Annotated in this window: 19 protein-coding genes and 1 pseudogene; 6 read left to right on the forward strand and 14 right to left on the reverse strand. The window is 62.7% G+C overall.

The window, feature by feature from the left end:
• Nucleotides 1–34 precede the first annotated feature (34 nt).
• Nucleotides 35–1,067, reverse strand: a pseudogene (locus AERO9A_RS02830) (NAD(P)-dependent alcohol dehydrogenase).
• A 122-nt stretch (nucleotides 1,068–1,189) separates the two neighbouring features.
• Between AERO9A_RS02830 and AERO9A_RS02835 the strand changes: the two are divergent.
• The gene (locus tag AERO9A_RS02835; protein ID WP_159970391.1) at nucleotides 1,190–1,810 is read left to right on the forward strand and encodes a pseudouridine synthase; all 621 of its coding nucleotides are present in this window, start codon (nucleotides 1,190–1,192) and stop codon (nucleotides 1,808–1,810) included.
• A gap of 10 nt (nucleotides 1,811–1,820) precedes the next feature.
• Here the strand turns inward: AERO9A_RS02835 and AERO9A_RS02840 are convergent, their stop codons facing one another.
• Nucleotides 1,821–2,039, reverse strand: a complete 219-nt coding sequence (locus tag AERO9A_RS02840) for a DUF2788 domain-containing protein (protein WP_159970392.1) — start codon at nucleotides 2,037–2,039, stop codon at nucleotides 1,821–1,823.
• A 139-nt stretch (nucleotides 2,040–2,178) separates the two neighbouring features.
• Nucleotides 2,179–2,658, reverse strand: a complete 480-nt coding sequence (locus AERO9A_RS02845) for an Lrp/AsnC family transcriptional regulator (RefSeq protein ID WP_159970688.1) — start codon at nucleotides 2,656–2,658, stop codon at nucleotides 2,179–2,181.
• Between the two features lie 574 nt (nucleotides 2,659–3,232).
• Here AERO9A_RS02845 and AERO9A_RS02850 point away from each other — a divergent pair.
• Both AERO9A_RS02850 and AERO9A_RS02855 read left to right on the forward strand, forming a co-directional pair.
• Nucleotides 3,233–3,481, forward strand: coding sequence for a hypothetical protein (locus AERO9A_RS02850; RefSeq protein ID WP_159970393.1), 249 nt, complete (start codon nucleotides 3,233–3,235; stop codon nucleotides 3,479–3,481).
• Between the two features lie 12 nt (nucleotides 3,482–3,493).
• Nucleotides 3,494–4,237: a zeta toxin family protein gene (locus tag AERO9A_RS02855; protein ID WP_159970394.1), complete on the forward strand. Its 744-nt coding sequence runs from the start codon at nucleotides 3,494–3,496 to the stop codon at nucleotides 4,235–4,237.
• Between the two features lie 140 nt (nucleotides 4,238–4,377).
• Here the strand turns inward: AERO9A_RS02855 and AERO9A_RS02860 are convergent, their stop codons facing one another.
• A complete protein-coding gene (locus tag AERO9A_RS02860; protein ID WP_159970395.1) occupies nucleotides 4,378–5,259 on the reverse strand; it encodes a cation diffusion facilitator family transporter in 882 nt (293 codons plus the stop codon).
• Between the two features lie 4 nt (nucleotides 5,260–5,263).
• Entirely contained in the window at nucleotides 5,264–5,683 is a 420-nt protein-coding gene (locus AERO9A_RS02865) for a polyribonucleotide nucleotidyltransferase (protein WP_159970396.1), read from the reverse strand.
• 219 nt (nucleotides 5,684–5,902) lie between these two features.
• On the opposite strand from AERO9A_RS02865, the gene hrpB reads away from it, so the two are divergent.
• Nucleotides 5,903–8,437, forward strand: coding sequence for an ATP-dependent helicase HrpB (hrpB, locus tag AERO9A_RS02870; protein WP_159970397.1), 2,535 nt, complete (start codon nucleotides 5,903–5,905; stop codon nucleotides 8,435–8,437).
• A 38-nt stretch (nucleotides 8,438–8,475) separates the two neighbouring features.
• Here the strand turns inward: hrpB and AERO9A_RS02875 are convergent, their stop codons facing one another.
• Nucleotides 8,476–8,904, reverse strand: coding sequence for an Lrp/AsnC family transcriptional regulator (locus AERO9A_RS02875; RefSeq protein WP_159970398.1), 429 nt, complete (start codon nucleotides 8,902–8,904; stop codon nucleotides 8,476–8,478).
• 188 nt (nucleotides 8,905–9,092) lie between these two features.
• Here AERO9A_RS02875 and AERO9A_RS02880 point away from each other — a divergent pair, with 188 nt between their 5' ends.
• Both AERO9A_RS02880 and AERO9A_RS02885 read left to right on the forward strand, forming a co-directional pair.
• Complete coding sequence (locus tag AERO9A_RS02880; RefSeq protein WP_159970399.1) at nucleotides 9,093–10,772, forward strand: NAD(P)/FAD-dependent oxidoreductase; 1,680 nt, start codon at nucleotides 9,093–9,095, stop codon at nucleotides 10,770–10,772.
• Between the two features lie 55 nt (nucleotides 10,773–10,827).
• Nucleotides 10,828–11,616 (forward strand): carbon-nitrogen hydrolase family protein, encoded by a 789-nt coding sequence (locus AERO9A_RS02885; RefSeq protein ID WP_159970400.1) that lies wholly within the window; start codon nucleotides 10,828–10,830, stop codon nucleotides 11,614–11,616.
• Between the two features lie 42 nt (nucleotides 11,617–11,658).
• Here AERO9A_RS02885 and AERO9A_RS02890 read toward each other — a convergent pair whose 3' ends face one another.
• The 8 genes from AERO9A_RS02890 to AERO9A_RS02925 all read right to left on the reverse strand — a co-directional run bounded on the left by AERO9A_RS02890 (nucleotide 11,659) and on the right by AERO9A_RS02925 (nucleotide 19,301).
• Nucleotides 11,659–12,450 (reverse strand): amino acid ABC transporter ATP-binding protein, encoded by a 792-nt coding sequence (locus AERO9A_RS02890; RefSeq protein WP_159970401.1) that lies wholly within the window; start codon nucleotides 12,448–12,450, stop codon nucleotides 11,659–11,661.
• Nucleotides 12,451–12,452: 2 nt separating this feature from the next.
• Entirely contained in the window at nucleotides 12,453–13,127 is a 675-nt protein-coding gene (locus tag AERO9A_RS02895; protein ID WP_159970402.1) for an amino acid ABC transporter permease, read from the reverse strand.
• Nucleotides 13,128–13,132: 5 nt separating this feature from the next.
• Nucleotides 13,133–13,972 (reverse strand): transporter substrate-binding domain-containing protein, encoded by an 840-nt coding sequence (locus AERO9A_RS02900; RefSeq protein ID WP_159970403.1) that lies wholly within the window; start codon nucleotides 13,970–13,972, stop codon nucleotides 13,133–13,135.
• Nucleotides 13,973–14,127: 155 nt separating this feature from the next.
• Nucleotides 14,128–15,366 (reverse strand): FAD-binding oxidoreductase, encoded by a 1,239-nt coding sequence (locus AERO9A_RS02905; RefSeq protein ID WP_159970404.1) that lies wholly within the window; start codon nucleotides 15,364–15,366, stop codon nucleotides 14,128–14,130.
• A gap of 17 nt (nucleotides 15,367–15,383) precedes the next feature.
• Nucleotides 15,384–16,085, reverse strand: a complete 702-nt coding sequence (locus AERO9A_RS02910) for an aspartate/glutamate racemase family protein (protein ID WP_159970405.1) — start codon at nucleotides 16,083–16,085, stop codon at nucleotides 15,384–15,386.
• 271 nt (nucleotides 16,086–16,356) lie between these two features.
• The gene (locus AERO9A_RS02915) at nucleotides 16,357–17,283 is read right to left on the reverse strand and encodes a LysR substrate-binding domain-containing protein (RefSeq protein ID WP_159970406.1); all 927 of its coding nucleotides are present in this window, start codon (nucleotides 17,281–17,283) and stop codon (nucleotides 16,357–16,359) included.
• A 78-nt stretch (nucleotides 17,284–17,361) separates the two neighbouring features.
• On the reverse strand, nucleotides 17,362–18,381 hold the full coding sequence (locus AERO9A_RS02920) for an AraC family transcriptional regulator ligand-binding domain-containing protein (protein ID WP_159970689.1): 1,020 nt from the start codon (nucleotides 18,379–18,381) through the stop codon (nucleotides 17,362–17,364).
• A gap of 5 nt (nucleotides 18,382–18,386) precedes the next feature.
• The gene (locus AERO9A_RS02925) at nucleotides 18,387–19,301 is read right to left on the reverse strand and encodes a sensor domain-containing diguanylate cyclase (protein ID WP_159970407.1); all 915 of its coding nucleotides are present in this window, start codon (nucleotides 19,299–19,301) and stop codon (nucleotides 18,387–18,389) included.
• Between the last annotated feature and the right edge of the window lie 196 nt (nucleotides 19,302–19,497).

A 19,497-nucleotide genomic window follows, 5' to 3' on the forward strand; every position in this document is an offset into this window, starting at 1 on the left:
CAACTAGCCGGGGCAGACGCGTTCAGCCGTGCGCTTAGCGGCTGGCGTCGAGTACCACGCGGTAGCGCGCCTTGCCGCTGCGCAGGTGGTCGATGGCTTCGTTCACCTGGCTCATGGGGAACTGCTCGACCTGCGGCAGAATCTGGTGCCGCGCGCAGAATTCGAGCATGGTCGCCATGTTTTTCGGCGAGCCCACGGGGGAGCCGGACAGGCTCTTTTGCTGCGGGATCAGGTTGAACACGTGCACCGGGATGGCGCTGGGCACGATGCCGACAAAGTGCAGGCGGCCCTTGCCGCGCAGGGTCGCGATCAGCGTGGGCCAATCGAGGTCGGCGCTGGCGGTGACCAGCAGAAAATCCAGGGTACCGGCAATCGCCTGCATCGCCGCGCTATCGGTGGAGGCCACCACATTGTGCGCGCCCAGGCGCTTGGCCTCATCCTGCTTGTTCAGCGATGAGGTGAAGGCCGTGACCTCGCAGCCCCAGGCGTTGAGAAAGCGCAGCGCCAGGTGACCGAGGCCGCCGATGCCAACCACGCCAACGCGGTCGGTGGGCTTGATATCGAACTCCAGTAGCGGGCTGAACACCGTGGAACCGGCGCAAAACAGCGGGCCGACCAGTGCCGGATCGAGCCCTTCGGGCAGCGGTATGGCCCAGGCCCAGTGCGAGCGCAGGCGGTCGGCGAAGCCGCCATGGCTGCCCCACGATGGTCGGTTTCACCGAACGGCATAGCTGGTGCGAGCCTTCCATGCACGAGCCGCAGTGCATGCAACTGCCTTTGTACCAGCCGATGCCCACGCGCTGGCCGAGCTTCAGGCCACGCGCATTTTCGCCCAGGCGCACGATGGTGCCGACCACTTCATGGCCGGGGATGAAGGGATAGCGCGCATTGCCCCATTCGTTGTCGATCATCGACTGATCGGAATGGCAGATGCCGCAGTATTCCACGGCCACTTCGACCTCTTCGGCGCCGAGCGGGCCTGGGTCGTAACTCAGGCGCTGCAGGGGCGCCTTGGGCTCGGTGGCGGCCCAGCCTGTGAAAGTAGCGAGTTCGGCACTGTTGCTCATGGTGGCTCCTGCTTGCAAAGGACGGACGAGCAGATTAGCCGCTGTGATGCTGCGTGGAAATACCATCAGCGCCGCTTATCGTGGGGTACACTGCGCCGTCATGTTTCATCGAACCGCGCCGTATGTCCCGTCCTCGCCCTCCTACCAATCGTCGCCCCGCCGCTCCTCGTCGAGTAGCCAAGACGCCGCCTGTGCAGCCGCGTCTGCTGCTGCTGAACAAACCGTTCGACGTGCTTACCCAGTTCAACGATGACCAGGGCCGCGCCACGCTCAAGGACTTCGTCGATGTGCCTGGCATTTACCCGGCTGGACGTTTGGATCGTGACAGTGAAGGCTTGTTGTTGCTGACCAACGATGGCCGCCTGCAAGCGCGTATCGCTGACCCCAAGCACAAGCTGCCGAAGACCTACTGGGTACAGGTCGAAGGTGAGCCGAACGAAGCGCAACTGCAGCAATTGCGCGATGGCGTGACGCTCAATGACGGCCCCACACTACCGGCCGAGGCGCATCTGCTGGACGAGCCCGAGCTGTGGCCGCGCAACCCGCCGGTACGTTTTCGCAAGAGTGTGCCGACCGCCTGGCTGGAATTGGTGATTCGCGAGGGACGCAACCGCCAGGTGCGGCGCATGACGGCTGCCGTAGGCCTGCCCACGCTGCGTTTGGTGCGGGTGGCCATCGGCCCTTGGCATCTGCAGCAATTGCAGCCTGGGCAGTGGCGCGAAGTCCCGGCCCGCCTGGATTAGGCCGCTGGCATCAGCCGTGGATGCCGCGTGTGACCTCGATGATGTAGGTGATGATGGGCTTGGCCAGGAAGGCGACCAGGCACAGCCCGAGGCCAAGGAACAAAATGGCGGTGCCCAGGCGGCCTGCTTTGGACTTCTTGGCCAGATCCCAGATGATGAAGAACATGAACAGAATCAGCCCGCCCACCAGGACGTACATCATCAGGGCTTCGAATTGTTCGGTTTCCATGACAGCCTCATGCGCCTGCTACCACCAGGGCGAAAACCCTGGCGCCGGATGACGATACTTCTCCGCGAGCACCGAGCGGCACCACGCAAAGTGCGGGCGCAGAGTATACGCCTGCACCCTGGCGCTACGTGTGCGTCGATCAGCCGCGTAGATGCTGCAGGGGCAACTGGGTGCTGGAGAGAATCTGCTGCAGCACGAAGCTCGACCGGACGCTGGCAACCCCGTCGATCCGCGTCAGCGTGCCCAGCAGCAGCTTCTGGTAATGATCCATGTCCGGCACCACTACCTTGAGTTGATAGTCGGCGTCCATCCCGGTCACCAGGCAGCATTCCAGCACCTCGGGGCACTTGAGGATCACCTCCTGAAAATGCTCGAAGCGCTCCGGCGTGTGCCGGTCCATACCGATCAGCACATAGGCGGTCAGGCTCAGGCCGAGTTTCTTACGGTCGAGCAGGGCGACCTGGCCGGTGATATAGCCGTCGTCTTCTAGCTGCTTGACCCGGCGCGAACAGGGCGAGGGCGATAGACCAATGCGTTCGGCAAGCTCCTGATTGGACAGGGAAGCGTTGCGCTGCAATTCGGCGAGAATGTTCAGGTCGTAGCGGTCGAGTTTGTCCATTTCTTCATTGTTCTGTTGCTGGATTGCGCTAGATATTGCTCTCATGGTGGATCATTGCGCAATGAGTAAATATGCACGCAATATTCGCAATCTTCTGTCGGCGTGGCAGGCGTAAGCTTTCTCTCAGTTTCACGGCCCGGACGAAATGTCCTACCGGCCTCGCCCAATCAGGCGAGTCGGCGCCGACGATCCCACCGGATCGTACCGGCTCCCGGGTCCGCACTGCCCAACCAGGCAGGCGAAGAAAGCGGCGACAACATCGCCAGTACCGGACAGATCCGAGGGGGCCGCAAGGCCCCTTTCTCGTTTATGCCACCTTTGCGATGTCGCCATGGTTTGGAGATGGCTAAACGCTTTTCGCTTGATGGAGGCAGACTCTACACGTACGACACGAGGATTGGATTTCGAGCGTCAAACCCACCGTTCTACGGCAGCTATAGCAGCTCAGCAGTGGCCACTTATCCGAATGGCTATTATGCGCCGCCCCGTACGGCGAGAAACCTTTTGAATGCGGTCAGGCGAGGCTATTATGACGTCGATGACTATTCCTGCCCCAGGGCCAGTGGAGACGTACATGCCGAAGAAGAAATCCCTCAGTGAGAAGGAAATTGCGAAGCTGGAGAGCATGATTCCAGATGTCGCCGTTCGTGCAACGCGGTCGGCGCATTCTCGTGCCCTCTCCACAGGTATGGCCGTAATGGGCGTTCTGGGCCGTGACCTAGTTGAAACTAGCGCAGATGGTAGTGTCCGCATCGTCGGCAAAGCCAAGCCGCGACGGAAAGTAACCGTAGGGCAAGTTGTCACCGTGCAGCGTATGGCTTAGGCCTTTTCGCCTGTGACTACTCCTAGACTCCGCGTTTTTGCAGGCCCTAATGGGTCAGGCAAGAGCACCATCAAGGGGCTAGTTCCCCTCGAATTGATCAACATTTACGTCAACGCCGACGATATCGAGAAGGCTGCCAAGGAGACTGGCTTCGTTGATCTTCGCGCCTATGGCATCGTCTCGACGACTGCGGCCCTTCGAGTGTTCTTTGAGCAGCACCACCTCACCGTCAAGGAGGGGCTCCAGGCAGAGTCGCGATGCTTGGTAATGGATGAGGGGCGGATCGATTTCCGCAAGATCAAGAAAATAAATTCCTATCATGCGTCAGTGCTTGCTGACTTCATCAGGCAACGGCTGCTCAATCAGAAGCAATCTTTTACCTTCGAAACCGTGATGTCTCACGAGAGCAAGGTCGAATTTATGCGCGATGCGCAGCTACGTGGCTACCGAACCTACCTATATTTCGTCGCGACTGAAGATCCAGAAATCAACATCAACCGGGTGGCCATCAGGGTTAAAGAAAATGGGCACGATGTTGATGCTGACAAGATCGTAAAGCGCTACTACAAGACATTGGCTCTGTTGCCATCTGCTGTTGCTGCTTCGAATCGCGCCTATATCTTCGATAACTCCGGCGAAGAGTCTGTTTGGCTGGCCGAGATTACCGATGGCACTTCTCTTGAGTACCGAAGCGAAGAGATCCCGGAGTGGTTCTTTGATGCCTACATTGATCAGGTGACTTCGCCAGGCGTTTAAAGTGAGCAGGAGGACTTTCAGCGTCTTTCGACCTGAGTGGCGCCTCATCCTTGTCGATACAAACCCTGCAAACGCCAGAACTACAAAGATCCGTCGTCACCAACTGCTTTTATGCCTGGGATTTTTGCTGTCGGTTGCGCTCAGTGCCGCACCACTTCCTGTGGGTCGGCATGCACCAGCACTTCGGCGCGTGGGTAGTGTTGATGGATGGCTTGTTCCACCGCTTCGCAATGCGCGTGGGCTTCGCTTAGGCTCATCTGGCCGGGCAACTCCAGGTGCAGTTGCACGAACCAGCGCGTGCCGGAAATGCGCGTGCGCAGGTCATGTACACCGAGCACGCCCGGTACGGCGCTAGCCACTTGCTGCATGTGTTGCGAGGTTTCGCTGGGCAGCTCTTCGTCCATCAGCACGGCAACGGCGCCGCGCACGATGCTGATGGCGCTCCAGAAGATGTAAAGCGCGATGCCGAGGGCGAACAGCGCATCCATCTGTTGCCAGCCAAAGTGGGTCAACAGCAGGGCGACGAGAATGCTGCTATTGAGCAGGATGTCGGAGCGGTAATGCAGCGAGTCGGCGTGGATGGCTGTGGAGCCGGTTTCACGCACCACTTTGCGTTGCAAGCTCAGCAAGGCGACGGTCAGGGCCAACGACAGCAGCATCACGGCGATGCCCGCGCCTTCCGCATCGAGTGCCTGCGGAGAGCGCAGCCGTTCGAGGCCTTGCAGCGCGATAACAATGGCACTGATGCCAATGAACAGCGCCTGGGCCAGCCCAGCCAGCGCTTCGGCCTTGCCATGACCGTAGCGATGGTCCTCGTCAGCCGGGCGCAGGGCGAAGTGCACGGCGACCAGGTTGATCAGTGAGGCAGCACTGTCGAGCAACGAGTCGGTCAGCCCTGCCAACAGGCTGACCGAACCGCTGAGCCACCAGGCGATGGCCTTGGCCAGCACCAGGGTCAGCGCTACGGCCAGCGCTGCCCGTGTGGCCAGGCGCATCAGCCTGGCATGCTGCTGATCCTGCATGGGCTCAGGCGGCCGGGCGCAGGCCGTAAGCGGCCAGTTGCTCGGCGCTGCCGCTGTGCTGGATCAGGCGTGGGTCATCAAGCGGCAGTTGTTGGCCGCTGCTGGTTTCGATCAGTTGCTTGAGCGCCAGTTGATCGACCTTGCCGTCTGCACCGATGACTTGCTTGAGCTGCTGTGGGTCGACTTGTGCGGTTTTGCCCTCCGGCAGGTAGATGGCGCCGGTGGCGAAGTCCACGGCGAAAGCGATCAAGCCGGGGATGACGAAAAACAGGATGCCGATGGCGTCGGCAGCGACGATAACCGGGTCGACCTTGCCTTCGATCTGACCACGCCGATCCGGGTAGAAAATCGTGCCGCAGGCCGACAGTTGAGTGAGTAGGGTAGCGGCGACAACGCCAGCGATAACGCGGGATCTCGTGCTCATGAGCACCTCCAGAGAAAGTGGCGCAACTATAGCATTCTGATATTGCATGCCCCGATAGCGCCGATGCGGTTGCGCCAAAAATTCTCTTCGCGTCGGCCATCTCGGTTTTTCTCAGACCGACGCAGGCGCTGGCGGTTCGCCGCTATTGAGCGCAGTACGAGCCCAGTGCGGGTGAGTGAGGCAAGTGCCCTATAATCGCCGACCGACTGTGGAGACCTCATGAACGTACTGCCCATCGATGCTCTGTTGCCCGCTCTGGGCGATGCTTTGTCTGCCCGCCATGAGGTGGTGCTGGAAGCGCCGCCCGGCGCCGGCAAGACCACCCGTGTGCCGCTGGCATTGCTCGATGCGCCGTGGCTCGCCGGGCAAAGCATCCTTATGCTCGAACCACGCCGCCTGGCTGCGCGCGCGGCGGCTGAGCGCCTGGCCAGCGAGCTGGGCGAGCGGGTTGGTGAGACGGTCGGCTATCGCATTCGCTTAGACAGCAAAGTGGGGCCCAACACCCGTATCGAGGTGGTCACCGAAGGCATTCTGGCGCGCCGTCTGCAGGATGACCCGGCGCTGGAGGGCGTCGGCCTGGTGATATTCGATGAATTTCATGAACGCAGCCTCGACGCCGATCTGGCCCTGGCGCTGACCCTCAATGGCCGCGCCATGTTTCGCGGCGCAGACAGCGGCGAGCGGCCACTCAAAGTGCTGCTGATGTCCGCCACGCTGGAAGGCGAGCGCCTGGCTGCGCTACTGGGCGAGGCGCCGGTGCTGCGCAGCGAAGGGCGCATGTTCGCGGTGGATATTCGCTGGGGCGCGCCGTTTCAGGCCGGTGAATGGATCGAGCCGCGTGTGCTGCAGACGGTGCAGCAGGCACTGGTCGACGAGCCCGGCAGTCTGCTGGTATTCCTGCCGGGCCAGGCCGAGATTCGCCGCGTGGCCGAGCAACTGGGCGAGGCGCTGGCGGGGCGTGATGACATCCTGCTCTGCCCGCTGCACGGTGAGCTGGATCTGACCGCCCAGCGTGCGGCCATCGATCCGGCCCCGGCAGGCAAGCGTAAGGTGGTACTGGCCACCAATATCGCCGAAACCAGCCTGACCATCGACGGCGTGCGCGTGGTGATCGATGCCGGCCTGGCGCGGGTGCCACGCTTCGACCCGGCCAGCGGCATGACGCGCCTCGACACCCAGCGCATCTCCCGCGCTTCGGCCACGCAGCGTGCCGGTCGGGCAGGGCGTCTGGAGCCGGGCGCCTGCTATCGGCTGTGGTCGCAGGCGCAGCACGAACAGCTCAGCGCCTATTCCAGCGCTGAAATTCTCCAGGCCGATCTCGCCGCTCTGGCTCTGCAACTGCTGCGCTGGGGCGTGACGCCGCAGGAGCTGAGCTGGCTCGACGTGCCGCCAGCAGCGGCTTACGCCCAGGCCGTCGACCTGCTGGCTCGTCTTGGCGCGCTGGATGAGCGTGGTGCGCTCAATGCCCATGGCCAGGCCATGGCCGAGCTGCCCAGCCACCCGCGTATCGCCCATCTGCTGCTACGTGGCCAGGCGCTGGGCCTCGGTGCGCTGGCCTGCGACCTGGCCGCACTGCTGGCCGAGCGCGATATTCTGCGTGGTGGCGGCGCCGATCTGCACAGCCGCCTGACCTTGCTCAGTGGTGAAAGCCGCGCTGGGCGTGGCGCGCAAGGCGCTGTGCAGCGTGCACGACAGTTGGCGCGACAGTTCTCGGGGCTGCTCAGAGGGCGAGCCATCACACAGGCCGTGAGCGATCCTGAGCACCCGCGCTGGCTTGGCTGCTTGCTGGCCTGCGCCTACCCGGATCGCATCGCCCAGCAACGCCGCACCGGTGGCGCCGACTACCGCCTGGCCAATGGTCGCGCCGCGCAGTTTGGCGAAGCCGACGCGCTGATGAAGCACGAATGGCTGGTGGTCGCTGATCTGGGTAGCCGCCAGGGCCAGCGCGAAGAGCGCATCTATCTCGCCGCCGACCTCGACCCAGCATTGTTCGAGCGTGAGTTGGCCGAGCAGGTGCAGACGCTGGAGGTGCTCGACTGGGACGAGCGCGAAGGCGTGCTGCGCGCCGAGCGCCAGTGCAAGGTCGGCGAACTGGTGCTGGAGCGCCAGGCCTTGGCCGCGCTGGACGAAGACGCCCGCTGCCGCGCGTTGGTCGGCCTGGTGCGGCGCAAGGGCCTGGAACTGCTGCCGTGGACGCCCGAACTGCGCCAATGGCAGGCGCGCGTGGCGCTGCTGCGCGAGCTGGACATGCAGCAACAGGGGCAGAGCGAGTGGCCGGACTTGTCCGATAGCGCGCTGCTGGCCAGCCTCGATCAGTGGCTGACGCCGTTCCTGAGCAAGGTCAACCGCCTCAGCCACTTCGCCAACCTCGACCTGTCGTCGATCCTGCAAACCCTGCTGCCCTGGCCGTTGCCGCAACGCCTCGACGAACTGGCGCCGCGTACCCTGGCCGTGCCGTCTGGCTCGCGTATCGCCATCGACTACACGGAGAACCCGCCAGTGCTCGCCGTGCGCCTTCAGGAACTGTTCGGCCTGGCCGCCACGCCGCGCATTGCCGGTGGCCGCCTTGGCCTCAAGCTGCACCTGCTATCACCGGCGCGCCGCCCGGTGCAGGTGACGCAGGATCTGGCCAGCTTCTGGGCCAACACCTATATCGAGGTGAAGAAGGATTTGAAGGGCCGATACCCCAAGCACTACTGGCCGGATGATCCCTTGATTGCCGAACCGACGGCGCGGGCCAAACCGCGCAAGTGAGGCGGGTGCCCGCTTGATGGCCGGTGTTGGAGGGCGCTTCAGCGGTCGATCCGCGTGGACAGGATGATCGACGACATGGTGCGCTCGACGCCGTCTAGTGCGCCGATACGGTCGAGCAGGGCGTCCAGGTCGCTGATCGACAGGGCTTCTACGACCACGATCATGTCGAATTGCCCGCTGACCGAATGCAGCGTTTTCACTTCTTCGATTTTTTCCAATGCCTGGACGACCTGGTGGGAGAGTTTGGGTAGCGCTGTTACCAGCACGTGGGCGCGCACCAGGGATTGGGCATAGCTGTCCGATACCTTGATCGAGTAGCCGGTGATGATGCCTTGCTGCTCCAGCCGTTCGATACGGCTTTGCACGGTGCTGCGCGAGACGCCCAGGCTGCGAGCCAGTTCGGAAACCGGGGCGCGCGCGTTGGCGCGCAGCAGGTTCAGCAGGCTGGCATCGGTATTTTTCGTCATATTGCTCATTTGGCTTGTCGAATTGATTGAAATTAGTCGTCAATCTTGCAGTTTGCCGGGTTCATTTCAACACCCCGCTTTGCAATAGTGTTGCGCACGGCGAGCGCTTGGCGTTGGCCATCCATTCACGAGCGCAGCGCTTTTTATACTCTTGCGTTGCCCTGTTGTTGAACGAGCGGGAGAGCCCCATGCACCAGCGTCACCCTCATACGCCCGGCAAAAAGCCTGTGACGCTGTTCGGGCCGGATTTTCCCTTCGCCTACGATGACTGGCTTGAACATCCCGCCGGGCTCGGCAGCATTCCCAGTGGGCAATATGGTCAGGAAGTGGCGATTGTCGGGGCGGGGATTGCCGGGTTGGTGGCGGCCTACGAGCTGATGAAGCTGGGGCTCAAACCCGTGGTGTATGAGGCTTCGAAGATGGGCGGGCGTTTGCGCTCGGAGCGTTTCGAGGGCGCCGCAGGTGTGATCGCCGAGCTGGGCGGTATGCGCTTTCCGGTGTCCAGCACGGCCTTTTATCACTATGTCGACAAGCTGGGGCTGGAGACGCGACCCTTCCCCAATCCGCTGACCCCGGCCTCGGGCAGCACGGTGGTGGATCTGGAAGGCACCAGCCATTACGCCGAGACGCTCGATGACCTGCCGGAAATCTTCCGTGAGGTCGCGCAGGCCTGGGCCGATGCCCTGGAAGATGGCGCGCGCTTCTCCGAAATTCAGGATGCCATTCGCGAGCGCGATGCGGCCAAACTCAAGGCGTTGTGGAATGAGCTGGTGCCGATCTGGGATGACCGCACCTTCTATGACTTCGTGGCCAGTTCCAAGGCTTTCTCCCGTTTGAGCTACCGGCATCGCGAGATCTTCGGCCAGGTTGGCTTCGGCACTGGCGGCTGGGATTCGGATTTTCCCAACTCGATGCTGGAGATCTTTCGCGTGGTGATGACCAACTGCGACGATCACCAGCATCTGGTCGTCGGCGGCGTCGAGCAGGTACCGTGTGGTATCTGGAGTCACGTCCCGCAGCAGTGCGCGCACTGGCCGGCGGGCACCTCGCTGGCCAGTTTGCACCACGGCGCGCCGCGCCCTGGGGTGAAGAAAATCGCCCGCGCCAGCAGCGGTAATCTCGCCGTGACCGATTACTGGGGCGATACCCGCGAGTACGCCGCCGTACTGACGACCTGCCAGAGCTGGCTGTTGACCACGCAGATCGAGTGCGAGGAGGCGTTGTTCTCGCAGAAGATGTGGATGGCGCTGGATCGCACCCGTTATATGCAGTCTTCGAAAACCTTCGTCATGGTGGATCGGCCCTTCTGGAAGGACAAGGATCCGCAAACCGGGCGTGACGTGATGAGCATGACCCTGACCGACCGCCTGACTCGCGGCACCTATCTGCTCGATAACGGCGACGACAAGCCCGGCGTCATCTGCCTTTCCTATTCGTGGATGGGCGATGCCATGAAGATGCTGCCGCATCCGGTGGAAAAACGCGTCCAGCTTGCCCTCAGCGCGTTGCAGAAGGTCTACCCGAAGGTCGATATCGCCGGGCATATCATCGGCAATCCCATCACCGTGTCCTGGGAGGCCGATCCGCATTTTCTCGGCGCTTTCAAGGGCGCGCTGCCGGGCCATTACCGCTACAACCAGCGCATGTACGCGCACTTCATGCAGGACGAGATGCCTGCTGAGCAGCGCGGCATGTTTATCGCGGGCGATGATGTGTCGTGGACGCCAGCCTGGGTCGAGGGCGCGGTGCAGACGTCGCTCAATGCCGTGTGGGGCATCATGCGTCACTTCGGCGGCGCCACCCATGCGCAAAACCCAGGGCCGGGGGATTGCTTTGCCGAGCTGGGGCCGATGCAATTGCCGGACTGAGACGTGGCACCCCGTGGCGTGCGCGCAGATCGTATAGCGATTGAAGGAGCAGATGATGAAACTGGCTCTCTACCAGTGCCGCCCTGGCCCGAGTGACGTAGACAGCAACCTGCAGCGCCTGGAGCGCTTCGCCCGCCAGGCGGCGCATAGCGGCGCGCAGCTACTGGTGCTGCCGGAGATGTTTCTCAGTGGCTACAACATTGGCGCCGAGCGTGTCGCGGCGCTGGCGCAGGCGGCTGATGGCCCGGCGGCCGCGCGGATTGCCGCCATCGCCCGCGAGCTGGGCCTGGGCATTCTTTATGGCTACCCGGAGCGTGACGCTGACGGCCGCCTGTTCAACAGCGTGCAACTGATCGATAACCACGGCGTGGCGCTCGCCAACTATCGCAAGACGCACCTGTACGGGGTGCTCGATCAGCAACAGTTCAGCGCTGCGGATGCGCTGGCGCAGGTCTTCACGTTCAACGGCTGGCAGATCGGCCTGCTGATTTGCTTCGACGTGGAGTTTCCCGAGAGCGTCCGCAGTCTGGCGTTGGCCGGTGCCGAATTGGTGTTGGTGCCGACCGCCAATATGCGCCCCTTCGAGTTCGTCGCCGAGACGCTGATCGCGACGCGCGCCTACGAGAATCAGCTTTTCGTCGCCTACGCCAATTACACGGGACGCGAGGGGGAGCTGGAGTATTGCGGCTTGAGCAGCGTGGCCGCGCCTGATGGTCAGGTGCTGAGCCGGGCGGGGGATGAGCAAGAGCTGCTGCTGGTGACACTGGAGCACGACGCCATCGCAGAGGCCCGGCAGGCATTTGAATATGTGCGTTTGCGGCGTCCAGACCTTTACCGCAGCTAGGGCCTTGGCGGGCGCGCCTGAGCGGCGCGCCGTGTCAGGTTTTCAGGCGGGCGTTGGCGCCGAGGCGTTGCTGCCATAGAAGTGGCTGAGGAAGTTGCGCGTGGCTTCGCACGTGGGGTTGTCGATGACCACCGAGGGCGGCCCGGCTTCGACCACCACGCCGTCTTTCATGAAGATCACCTTGTCCGCCACCTCGCGGGCGAAGGCGATTTCATGGGTGACCAGAATCATGGTCATGCCTTCGCTGGCCAGTGACTTCATCACGCTCAGCACTTCGCCGACAAGCTCCGGGTCCAGGGCCGAGGTGGCCTCGTCGAAAAGCATCACCGCCGGCTCCATGGCCAGCGCTCGGGCGATGGCCACGCGCTGCTTCTGCCCGCCGGAGAGCATGTCCGGGTAGTAGTCGGCGCGGTCGCCCAGGCCGACCTTGCCCAACAGGTTCAAGGCCAGGGCCTTGGCCTGATCCTTAGGCATCTTCTTGACCGTCACCGGCCCTTCCATGACGTTCTGCAGCACGCTCATGTGCGGGAACAGGTTGAACTGCTGGAAGACCATGCCGGTGTTGGCGCGAAACTGTGCCAGCGCCTTGTCCTTGGGCAGCTTGGAGTGCTTGCCCTGGGCAAAGGACAGGCTGCTGTCGTTGACCTGAATCGAGCCGCCATCAGGGATGGTCAGCAGGTTCAGGCAGCGCAGCAGGGTGGACTTGCCGGAGCCCGAAGGCCCGAGCAGTGCCACCACTTCGGCCTTGTTGACCTCAAGCGAGACATCCTTGAGCACCGACAGTTGGCCGAAGGACTTCTTCAGGTTGTTAACGCTGATGATCGGCGATGTCATGTTCAAGCTCCTGTGTTGCTGCTCAAGCGGGTTTCCAGGCGCTTGGACAACATGGTGGCTGGCAGAAGGATGATGAAGTAGATCACCGCGATCGCCGAATAGACCTCAAGCGGGCGATAGGTGTCGTGGGCGATGATCTGGCCTTGATAGAGCAGATCCGGCAACGCCAGCACAGACAGCAGCGAGGTGTTCTTCAACTGCATGATCGATTGGTTGACCAGCGGTGGCACCATCCGTTTGAGCGCTTGGGGTAGCACCACGCGGCGCATCACCTGGCCTTGTCGCATACCCAGAGCCTTGGCTGCTTCGCTTTGCCCTTCATCGACCGAGATGATGCCGCCCCGGAAAATCTCGGAGTAGAACGAGCCGCCGTACAGCGACAGGCACAACACCGCCGCCGTCGTGGCCGAGATCTGGATACCGGTCAGCACCGGCAGTGCGTAGTAGAACCACACCAACTGCACCAGCACCGGCGTGCAACGAAAAACCTCCACGTAGGCCCGAAAGGGCGCGCGCACCCAGATGTTGCTGGACAGGCGCGGCAAGGCCGTCAGCACGCCGATCAACATGCCCAGCAGCACGCAGATCAGGGTGAACAGCAGGGTATAACCAATCCCTGTCAGCAGCAGCGGGCTGTAATTGGCGAGGAAGGTGAAATCCCAGGTATACGAAGGCATAGCGACTACTCGAACTTGACCGAAGCGGGGAAGGACTCAGGCTCGACACCGGCGAGCTTCTGCATGTTGTCCAGCACCACTTGGCGCACGGCGCCGCTCTTCTGCTCCTTGGCCAGCCAGTTGTTCACCGCATCGCGAAAACCGTTGTCGGCTTCCTTCTGCATGCCGATGGTAACGGGCGCCGACAGCACGGGCTCAGGCACCTGGATGCTGCCGATGTTGGGCAGCTTTTTCAGCAGCGGTTGGGCCAGCAGCACCACCAGTACCTGGCAGTCGACGCGCCCGGATTGCAGCGCCATGGTCGCTGCGCTGGTGTTCTCCAGGCGCGAGATGTTGGCTTTGGGCAGCATGCTGGTCACGAAGTTATCCATGGATGAGCCAACATCGACGGAAATCTTCGCATCCGGCGCGTTGAACTGTTCCCAGGTTTTTTCCGGGTAGCCCGGCTTGCACACCATGGTGTAGGTGTTCTGGAAAATCGGCTTGGAGAAGTTGACCATCTCCTTGCGCGCCGGGGTTTCGGCCATGCCGAACATCACGTCGATCTTGTTCGATTGCAGATCCAGTACGGCGTTGCCCCAGGTGGTTTCAACGTATTCGACCTTCACGCCCATTTCGTCGGCGAGATTCTTGGCGAAGTCCGGGCCGAACCCGGCCCACTCACCGCTGACCAGGTTCTTGCTGAAATAGGGCACGGCGCCGTTGACCGCACCGACGCGCAGCGTCTTGGTGCGCTCGACGCGGGCCAGGGAGGTTTCGCTATCGGCGAGTGCCGAATCGACGTTGGCAAACAGGATCAAGGCGGCGCCCAGCACTGCACTGAAGGATGGAAAAGGAAGCTTCATTTTGCTGACCCTCGGTTGTTTGGATGAGTTGTTTTCGAGGCAGTAACAGAGTGTTCGCACGGCCTGTTGTTGTCATTTCGCGCCATGCGCAGGCTTGGTTTTGTATTCGTTCCCTCTGGCGACACAGGTTTGTCGGGCGTCCATTGCATGGTGGTTCAGTAAAAACGCTCGACCCTATAGTCGGCGTAGGTTGCCTTGTTGTGCATCAGCGCGACCAGCAGCTCGGCGGTTTTCGGTGCCGATGCCAGGCCGATATGACCATGGCCGAAGGCATAGAAAATTCGCGGTGAGGCGCGCGATTGGGAAATCACCGGCAGGCCGTCGGCCACGGACGGGCGTTTGCCCATCCAGCGAGTCATGCGCGCCGGGTCGAATACCTTGTCCTTGATCGCCGGGTAGGTGCTTGCCGCGTGCCGCAGCAAAATATCGCTGCGCTGCCAGTTCGGGGCGGCGGCTTCATCGGCCAGTTCGACCTGGCCGGAAAAGCGCAGCCCTTCGTTGGTCGAGGTATTGGCCATCTTGCCGTCGCTGGGCATGACCGGCATGGGCAGCTCGAAACCCGGCTCCTTGATGACGATGTTGTAACCGCGCTCACTGCGCATGGGGATGTCGTCGCCGAGCATCTTGCACAGCTCGCCGGAGCCGATGCCGCAGGCAATCACGATTCTGTCTGTCGGCAGCACCTGGCCGTTGATCGTCAGGTTGCCTTGCTTGTCGATATGGCTCACGGTGCCGCTAATGAAGTTGGCGCCCTGGGCGATGGCATAGTCGACCAGGCCGCGCACATAGGCGCCGGGGTTCAGGCAGTGGGCGCCGTCCTCGACCCAGGCGCCGAAGCCGTATTTGTCCGCCAGTTGCGGCACCTTGTGGCGGAGGGTGGCCGCTCCCCACTCCTGCCAGCGCACGCCATTGAGGCGGCGCAGCCGCCAGGCCAGGCTTTCGGCTTCGAAGGCGGCCTTGTCCGGGTAGGCATAGAGCAAGCCGTTGTGGCTGATCAGGTGTTCGAGGCCGGCCTCCTTGGCCAGTTGGCGATGCCGTTCAGGCGCGTCGCGCAGCAGTCGGCTGAGTGAGCGGGCTGTCTGTTCGACCTTCTCCAGCGTCGAGCCAGCACGGGTAAAACGCCACAGCCAGGGCGCCAGACCCGGCAAGGACGAGAGCCGGATCGTCAGCGGGCCACTTTTATCCAGCAGATAGCCGGGCACCTTTTTCCACAGACCAGGGGTGGACATGGGCACCACCGAGGCGGGGCTCAGCCACGCGCCGTTGCCATGGCTGGCTGCTTGCTCGCCGCCGGGCGGGCCCGCGTCGATCAGGGTGACGCGGGCACCGCTCTTGAGCAGCTCAAGCGCTGCACAGGCGCCGACAATGCCTGCTCCCACGACGATTACGTTCATATGCGGTTCCCGTGTCGTCACAGTGTGGTGGCGGCATGCCGCCGCTCAGCGCTGACGCTGGCCAGGGCGGAGAAAATGTCATAGACCGGCAGGCCGAAGCGTTTTTCCACCGCCTGGCGGTAAGGCGGCAGATTGGTGCATTCGAAGACGATGGCCTGGCTGCCAGGGTGCTGTTCGAGCACCTGGGCGACGCTGTGCAGCACGTCCTGTTCGGCCAGGTGAGCATCGAGCTGAGGGCGATCGTGCTTGATCACCGGGTACAGCTCCTGGCCGTTCTCGATGCCCTGGATGACCACATTGTCAGCCCAGAAACGACCGAAATGGCGCTTGGACAATACCCGCCCGTCGTAGGTGATGACCGGCAGTGGCGTGTCTGCGCCCAGTTGCCCGACCAGCGCCGGAATCATATTGAGCGCCGAGGAGACGAACGGCACGGCGATGGCGCGCTCCAGTTCATCGTGAATCGCACAGGCAAAACCGCAAGAGGTGGTGATCAGCTCGCAGCCGCGTTCGACGAGAATCTGGGCGCCATCGATAAAGCCCTGCACGACCTGCGGCGCGATGGCCTCGCGGCTGACCACCGTGCCGGGCGTGGCCGCAGGCACGGTGAGAAACTCCACCGGCTGGGCGAACGAGCCAGGGTTGCCGATATCACCTAGCGGCCGCGGGAAATGGGTGTTCAGCATGAGCACGCCGAGCTTGTGTGCATTGTTTGGCACTCATGACTCCTTGGATGAGGCGCAGGCCTGGGCCACGCGTTTCAGCATCTTGGCGAACACTGTAGGGGAGGGCAAGTGAGTATAAGTTGCTTGCTGATGACTTTTAGTCATTGCATGCCGGGCGCGAAAAAGCCTTTGCAGAAACCCGCTTGTGCTGGCTTTGCTACCCGCATTTTCTGGTGTGTCGCTACTGCGCAGTGGCCTTTTGCAACTGTTTGCTGCACGGGATCAATCATGACGAAAAGTGTCATGCAGGCCGTGAAGCCTGCTTTCAGATCGAGGTGTGCAGCCACTCGGGGATGACGGCGACGTCCTTGCGCGCCTGCTGGATCAACCAGTCGCGAAAGTCCAGGGCATGCTTTTTATGCAGCTTGCGTTCGGGGCTGATGACCCAGTACGAATCGCTGGATTGAGTCGGCGCGCCGAATGGCAGGTGCAGTTCGCCACGTTCCAGTTCCTTGCTCACGTAGTGCAGCGGCACCACTGCCAGGCCCAGACCGCTGATGGCGGCGCTGATCAGCATTTCGCTGTGGGAAAACCGGGCGCCCTGAATATGCCCGGTGTGCGCCACTCCTGTGGCCCTGAGCCACTGCAACCAGAGGCTTGGCCTGCTGGAGTTCTGCAAGGTCGGGATGCGGTCGAAATCCAGGTGCTGCAGTTTCGTGTGCAGCGGCACCAGCTTGGGCGAGGCCACGACCACCAGCTTTTCGGTGAACAGTTCGAGGGCGCGGGCGCCGGTCCAGGCACCGGCGCCACGGGCGATGGCAATGTCGATGGCGCTGGTTTGAAAGTCGATCTCACCGGCAATCGGGAACACATCGATTGGCACGCCTGGCACCAGCTCGAAAAAGCTGTCCAGACGCGGAATCAGCCAGCGCGACAGGAAGGTCGGGTTGGCGCCGATCATCAGCGACATATCGGCCTTGCGCCCACGCACCAGATCGATGGTCACTTCTTCCAGTTGGTTGAGCATGTGGTCGACATCGCGCAGGTAGGTTTTGCCCGCGTCGGTCAGGATCAGGCGCGAGCCTGAGCGCTGGAACAGCTCCACGCCCAGTTGCCGTTCAAGATTGGCAATTTGCCGACTGATGCCACTCTGGGTGATTTGCAGGTCTTCTGCCGCGCGGGTGAAGCTCAGGTGGCGCGCGGCGGCTTCGAATGCTTGCAGTGCCGACAAGGAAGGAAGAAAGCGACGCATATCAGGGCCATGGAGCAGCGAGAAGAGTCCGCCACTATACCTGTGGCGTGCGCCTGCGATCATGCTTGCCGGGGGCGATCAGCGACACAGCAACTGGCCCAGCTCGCTCGGCACCCGCCCCGTCCAGCGCTTGAACGAGCGGCGCAAGTTGGTGGTGTCGTTGAAGCCCAGGCGCTGCGCCACTTCATCGTTGCTACACCCTTTGACCTGATACAGGTACAGGGCCAGGTCGCGGCGGGCCAGGTCGAGCTGTTCCTGAAAATGCGTGCCGTGCTTGCCCAGCTTGCGCTTGAGCGTCGCCGGGCTGGTGGCGAAGGCGCTGGCGACGCGCTCCAGGCTCAGGGGGTGGCAGATCTGTGTACTGAGGTGCTCGTGCAGCGCGTCGAGCAGGCTGCAGTGCCAACCCCAGGTTTGCAGTTGTTCGTTGCAGGCCTGGCGGGCGACCCGTGCGCTCGTTGTGCCGCCGTTCGGCCAGGGGCGCAGCAGGTATTCGCGCGGCAGGCTCATGAGCGTCGATGGGCGCTCGAAGCTCAAGGCGTCACCCAGGTGCACCCAGTATTGCTCGACATAACTCGGCTCGGCGTAGGCGAACTGGAAGCGCCACGGCAGGCGCTCGTTGCATTGGCGGCGGGCGAGGGCAACCACGGCGGTCATGCTCGCTTCCAGTAAAAAGGGCAGCAGAGCCGCGGCGCCGCAACTGTCGCGCCAGTACAGGTGCAGGTAGTGCTCATCCAGGTGCAGCACCGGCGTGAGCAACGGCGAGAGCAGGGCGCGGTAGGTGGTCAGATCCTCCAGCGCTTGCAACAGGTGGTCGGCCTGCTCCAGCAAATGGCTGCCAGCGCCGTAGTGCCCCGGCCACAGGCGCTGGCCGAAGAGGAAGCTGCTGTCCGGCGCATCCAGCAGGCGCTGAGCGTTGCCGATCAGGCGCAGGAACTGGCTGGGGCTGATGTGGGCCTGGCCGGTGACGATGTCCTCATAGAACAGCTCGCAACCACGCAGCAGGTGATGGCTGTCGATGCCGCGCGAATGGGCCAGGTCAATCAGCACCGCCGGCAGATGGTGCGCGGCGATGAAACGGCTGTCGCATTCGTAGCCCATGGCGGTCACGCGCTGCGCGCCAGGCGTGGTTTGGCGCGGGCCAGGGCCAGGTTGAGGCGTTTGAGCAGTTGCCCTTCGTCCTCATCCAGGGCCATCACTGCGGCGACCGTGGCGCGCAGTTGCAGGCGTTCGCCGTGGCGTTGGCTGCGGTGGGCGAGGCTGGCGATGCTCTGGCGCAGTTCGTCTGCCATGCCCTGCGCCTGCTGCTCGCCGGTGTTGGGCAGCACGGCGACGAAGCGGTCGCCGGCCAGGCGGCAGAGTATGTCCTGCTGGCGCAGATTGAGCAGCAGCAGGTGGGCGACGGCCTGTAGCACCTGATCGCCCTCGTCCTGCCCGTAGCGCTGGTTGATCTGGCTGAAGTCATCCAGATCGATGGCCAACAGCGACAGCGGCTGTTGCTCGGCACGGGCCTGCAGCAGGGCTTGCTGCAGATGCAGGCGCAGGTACTGGGCGCCGGATAGCGGGGTGAGCTTGTCGAATAGGCGGTGGTCGCGCAGTACGTGCTCGCGTTTGCGCATTTGCTCGCTGATGGCGCGCTGCTCCTGCTGCAGGTGATACATGCCCAGCGTCAGCAGCAGCATGCCCACGGGCATGGGCGCGGTTTCCAGCCAGTTGTCCCAGAGCACCTCGCTCGGCAACTGGATGAACTCGTCGAGGCTGTCCATCCACATCGAGAAGGCAATGCAGCTCAGGCCCAGTGACAGCAGGCGGGTGACGTGCCCGGCTGGGCGCCCGTGCAGCAGCATGAGCAGCCAGCCGCAGAGAATCAGGCAGGTGCCACCTTCACCGACCACATCCATCCAGTCGATCTTGCTCCAGGGCTTGATCTGGCCTGCCGCCAGATAAATCAGCAGGCCTGCGTTGGCGGCCAGCAGCAGGCCGGCCAGCGTCATGCCGTGCAGTTTCAGTAATGACTTCATCGGTTCTCCTTGCGCCCGTGCGTGTAGGCCAGCATGCCTGCGCAATGTCTCAATCCAATGACGCGCGGCGGTGATATGGCGATGCACTGTGCTGGCTCACGTAAGCAAAGGCGCATGACGCTTCGATGACTGGCAGGGGGGTCGATTCGGCTCAGGCAATCGTTGCCTGAGCCGAGCGTTTTTCGCCCGTGGCAAA

This window comes from Pseudomonas sp. 8Z (assembly GCF_902506535.1).
Taxonomy (GTDB): domain Bacteria; phylum Pseudomonadota; class Gammaproteobacteria; order Pseudomonadales; family Pseudomonadaceae; genus Aquipseudomonas.

Coding starts and splice junctions, on each gene's coding strand:
- AERO9A_RS02835 (WP_159970391.1), top strand. CDS start 1,190: ATGTCCCGTCCTCGCCCTCCTACCAATCGTCGCCCCGCCGCTCCTCGT.
- AERO9A_RS02840 (WP_159970392.1), bottom strand. CDS start 2,039: ATGGAAACCGAACAATTCGAAGCCCTGATGATGTACGTCCTGGTGGGC.
- AERO9A_RS02845 (WP_159970688.1), bottom strand. CDS start 2,658: ATGGACAAACTCGACCGCTACGACCTGAACATTCTCGCCGAATTGCAG.
- AERO9A_RS02850 (WP_159970393.1), top strand. CDS start 3,233: ATGCCGAAGAAGAAATCCCTCAGTGAGAAGGAAATTGCGAAGCTGGAG.
- AERO9A_RS02860 (WP_159970395.1), bottom strand. CDS start 5,259: ATGCAGGATCAGCAGCATGCCAGGCTGATGCGCCTGGCCACACGGGCA.
- AERO9A_RS02865 (WP_159970396.1), bottom strand. CDS start 5,683: ATGAGCACGAGATCCCGCGTTATCGCTGGCGTTGTCGCCGCTACCCTA.
- hrpB (WP_159970397.1), top strand. CDS start 5,903: ATGAACGTACTGCCCATCGATGCTCTGTTGCCCGCTCTGGGCGATGCT.
- AERO9A_RS02875 (WP_159970398.1), bottom strand. CDS start 8,904: ATGACGAAAAATACCGATGCCAGCCTGCTGAACCTGCTGCGCGCCAAC.
- AERO9A_RS02880 (WP_159970399.1), top strand. CDS start 9,093: ATGCACCAGCGTCACCCTCATACGCCCGGCAAAAAGCCTGTGACGCTG.
- AERO9A_RS02885 (WP_159970400.1), top strand. CDS start 10,828: ATGAAACTGGCTCTCTACCAGTGCCGCCCTGGCCCGAGTGACGTAGAC.
- AERO9A_RS02890 (WP_159970401.1), bottom strand. CDS start 12,450: ATGACATCGCCGATCATCAGCGTTAACAACCTGAAGAAGTCCTTCGGC.
- AERO9A_RS02895 (WP_159970402.1), bottom strand. CDS start 13,127: ATGCCTTCGTATACCTGGGATTTCACCTTCCTCGCCAATTACAGCCCG.
- AERO9A_RS02900 (WP_159970403.1), bottom strand. CDS start 13,972: ATGAAGCTTCCTTTTCCATCCTTCAGTGCAGTGCTGGGCGCCGCCTTG.
- AERO9A_RS02905 (WP_159970404.1), bottom strand. CDS start 15,366: ATGAACGTAATCGTCGTGGGAGCAGGCATTGTCGGCGCCTGTGCAGCG.
- AERO9A_RS02915 (WP_159970406.1), bottom strand. CDS start 17,283: ATGCGTCGCTTTCTTCCTTCCTTGTCGGCACTGCAAGCATTCGAAGCC.
- AERO9A_RS02920 (WP_159970689.1), bottom strand. CDS start 18,381: ATGGGCTACGAATGCGACAGCCGTTTCATCGCCGCGCACCATCTGCCG.
- AERO9A_RS02925 (WP_159970407.1), bottom strand. CDS start 19,301: ATGAAGTCATTACTGAAACTGCACGGCATGACGCTGGCCGGCCTGCTG.